The organism is Parasphingorhabdus sp., assembly GCF_049667325.1.
In the GTDB taxonomy this organism is placed as follows: domain Bacteria; phylum Pseudomonadota; class Alphaproteobacteria; order Sphingomonadales; family Sphingomonadaceae; genus Parasphingorhabdus.
Map to the genome: position 1 here is coordinate 1 of NZ_JBATHY010000219.1, position 1,837 is coordinate 1,837.

The 1,837-nt window shown below is 56.2% G+C and carries 2 protein-coding genes; both read left to right on the forward strand.

The window, feature by feature from the left end; translation table 11 throughout:
• Positions 1-1,236: molybdopterin dinucleotide binding domain-containing protein (locus WBM93_RS10015; RefSeq protein ID WP_424431450.1), on the forward strand; the 1,236-nt coding region annotated here is incomplete at its 5' end.
• The coding region (locus tag WBM93_RS10020) for a 4Fe-4S dicluster domain-containing protein (protein ID WP_424431452.1) at positions 1,233-1,837 on the forward strand (605 nt) is incomplete at its 3' end. The genes WBM93_RS10015 and WBM93_RS10020, both read left to right, overlap by 4 nt.

The window sequence follows — 1,837 nt, forward strand, 5'->3', positions numbered from 1 at the left end:
CCGGAAGTATTGGGCGTGGAAGAAGACATCGTGCTGACCCCGATCCTCCACGATACACCGGGAGAAATGGCGCAGCCGTTCGATGTCGAAGACTGGGGCAAGAGTGATGCAAAACCGGTTCCCGGGGTCACCATGGCCAATGTCGCGGTGGTCGAGCGGGATTATCCCGGTCTTTACAAACGCTTCAGTTCGCTCGGGCCACTTCTTGAAAAGCTGGGCAATGGCGGCAAAGGCATTGGCTGGAACACCGAACTGGAAGTGCGATTGCTCAAAGAGCTCAACGGCACCGTCAATGACGGCGGCGCGACCCAGGGCCATGCGAAGATCGAAAGCGCGGTTGATGCGGCCGAGGTGATCTTGATGCTGGCGCCGGAAACCAATGGCGAAGTGGCGGTCAAGGCGTGGGAGGCATTGTCCGAAAACACCGGACGCGAACACAAGCATCTCGCTCTGCCCAAGGAAGACGAGAAAATCCGTTTCCGCGATCTGCAGGCCCAGCCGCGCAAGATCATCTCTTCGCCAACCTGGTCGGGGATCGAGAGCGAGCATGTCTGCTACAATGCCGGTTATACCAACGTCCACGAGCTTATCCCATGGCGCACGCTAACCGGGCGGCAACAACTCTATCAGGATCACAGCTGGATGCGGGCATTTGGGGAGGGATTTTGCGTCTATCGTCCTCCGATCGACACCAAGACGGTCAAGCCAATGATCGATCAGGCGAAGGATGAAAAGCACGTCATCCTGAACTTCATCACGCCGCACCAGAAATGGGGCATCCACTCCACCTATACCGACAATCTGCTGATGCTCACTCTATCGCGCGGCGGACCGATTGTCTGGATGTCGGAAGTCGATGCCGCGAAGGCGGGACTTGTCGACAATGACTGGGTCGAGACGTTCAACAGCAACGGCGCTCTGGTCGCCCGCGTGGTCGTCTCGCAGCGCATGAAGGAAGGAACCTTGTTCATGTATCACGCGCAGGAGAAGCTGGTGAATGTGCCAGGATCACCGCTGACCGGCAATCGCGGCGGTATCCACAACAGCGTCACCCGGGCAGTACTCAAGCCGACCCATATGATCGGTGGCTATGCCCAGCTTTCATACGGTTTCAACTATTACGGCACGGTTGGATCAAACCGTGACGAGTTCGTCATCGTGCGCAAATTGTCCAAAGTGGACTGGTTGGAAGAAGAATTGCCCGAAGGGGCATTGGCCGGGGAGCTAGTGACATGAAGGTTCGCGCACAAATCGGCAAGGTCTTGAACCTTGATAAATGTATCGGCTGTCACACCTGTTCGGTGACTTGCAAAAACGTATGGACCAGCCGCGAAGGCATGGAATATGCCTGGTTCAACAATGTCGAGACCAAGCCGGGCATCGGTTATCCCAAGGATTGGGAAAACCAGAAACGGTGGAACGGCGGCTGGACCAAGAAGGGCGGCCGTCTGCAACCCCGGATGGGCGGAAAATGGCGGCTTCTGGCCAAGATTTTTGCCAACCCGGACCTGCCGGAGATCGATGATTATTACGAGCCGTTCACCTTTGACTATGCCCATTTGCAGACCGCAAAAGAATCCAAGGCGCAGCCGGTAGCCCGGCCACGTTCGGCGATCACCGGCAAGAGAATGGAAAAGATCAACTGGGGTCCCAATTGGGAAGAAATCCTCGGCGGTGAGTTTTCCAAACGGTCGGAAGATTACAATTTCGACGGTATCCAGAAAGAAATGTACGGCCAGTTTGAAAATACATTCATGATGTATTTGCCGCGCCTGTGCGAACATTGCCTCAACCCGACCTGCGTTGCCGCCTGCCCTTCCGGGTCGATCTACAAGCG